Source organism: Sphingomonas sp. ID1715 (genome assembly GCF_013044515.1).
Taxonomy (GTDB): domain Bacteria; phylum Pseudomonadota; class Alphaproteobacteria; order Sphingomonadales; family Sphingomonadaceae; genus Sphingomonas_B.
Genome location: NZ_JABEPR010000030.1, coordinates 1 through 1,201, shown reverse-complemented (window position 1 = coordinate 1,201; position 1,201 = coordinate 1). Strand labels below are relative to the sequence as shown.

2 tRNA genes and 2 rRNA genes are annotated in these 1,201 nt (G+C 58.3%); all 4 read right to left on the bottom strand.

What is annotated here, in order from left to right:
- Nucleotides 1-272 (bottom strand): 23S ribosomal RNA (locus HJG53_RS18245); the annotation flags it as partial.
- 265 nt (nt 273-537) lie between these two features.
- Nucleotides 538-613: transfer RNA gene (locus HJG53_RS18240), tRNA-Ala, on the bottom strand.
- A gap of 131 nt (nt 614-744) precedes the next feature.
- Nucleotides 745-821: transfer RNA gene (locus HJG53_RS18235), tRNA-Ile, on the bottom strand.
- A 172-nt stretch (nt 822-993) separates the two neighbouring features.
- Nucleotides 994-1,201 (bottom strand): 16S ribosomal RNA (locus HJG53_RS18230); the annotation flags it as partial.

Genomic DNA, 1,201 nt, shown 5'->3' with positions numbered 1-1,201 from the left:
TTGATGTCTTTTCCTCCGGGTACTGAGATGTTTCAGTTCTCCGGGTTCGCTTCACCAAAGCTATGTATTCACTTCAGTGATACCTTCGTTCCCATTTACCCAGCCACTGATCGCTCAGCAGCTGAGTAAATGGTGAAGGTGGGTTTCCCCATTCGGAAATCGTCGGGTCAAAGGTTGCTCACACCTCACCGACGCTTATCGCAGCGTGCCACGTCCTTCATCGCCTGTGCATGCCAAGGCATCCACCAAATGCCCTTACCTCACGCTTGAGAGTCCACACCACCAACAACAACGCTGAGTACCCCCGGTCCGAAAACCGGAAGGCCACTCGGCAAAACGCTGCCGCGGCAATGCGGATATAATCTCAGCCTGTATTTACGAGTGCATCCCGAAAGGTGATCGCTCACCTCACGCGACGCCTCGCGGCATCGATCAAAAAACCCATTCACAATGTCAAAGATGAGGCGGCCAAGCCGCCTCGCAACAGCCTCGAAGAGGCTGAACCGATGTCTTCATCGAAGAAACAAATGCCAAAGGTGGTGGAGCCTGTCGGGATCGAACCGACGACCTCAAGCTTGCAAAGCTAGCGCTCTCCCAACTGAGCTAAGGCCCCGAAAGGTCACTAAAGGTCGCGGTGACCATGAGCCACGCGTCGCGGCGAAGCCGCGCCGTCGGTCCTGCTGCGCAGGCCGCCGTACTCGCGATCGTGCGCCGCAGCTTGCGCTGCGCGTCTCGATCGCTGCGTGGTGGGCCGAGAAGGAGTTGAACCTTCGACCTCACGCTTATCAGGCGTGCGCTCTAACCACCTGAGCTACCGGCCCCCAACCACACACGAGCGGCCAAATGGCCGCAGGCGGCGTGAGCCAGCTCAGGCACCGCTGCCAAAAGGCAGCGTGTTTCTCGATGAAGGGACATGAGGACGGCGGCTTATGTTCTTTGGAGCGGTTGACGCTCTTCCGGGACAAGCCCGGCGCAGTACAACCAGTTCCTTAGAAAGGAGGTGATCCAGCCGCAGGTTCCCCTACGGCTACCTTGTTACGACTTCACCCCAGTCGCTGAACCGACCGTGGCCGCCTGCCTCCCTTGCGGGTTAGCTCAGCGTCTTCGGGTCAATCCAACTCCCATGGTGTGACGGGCGGTGTGTACAAGGCCTGGGAACGTATTCACCGTGGCATGCTGATCCACGATTACTAGCGATTCC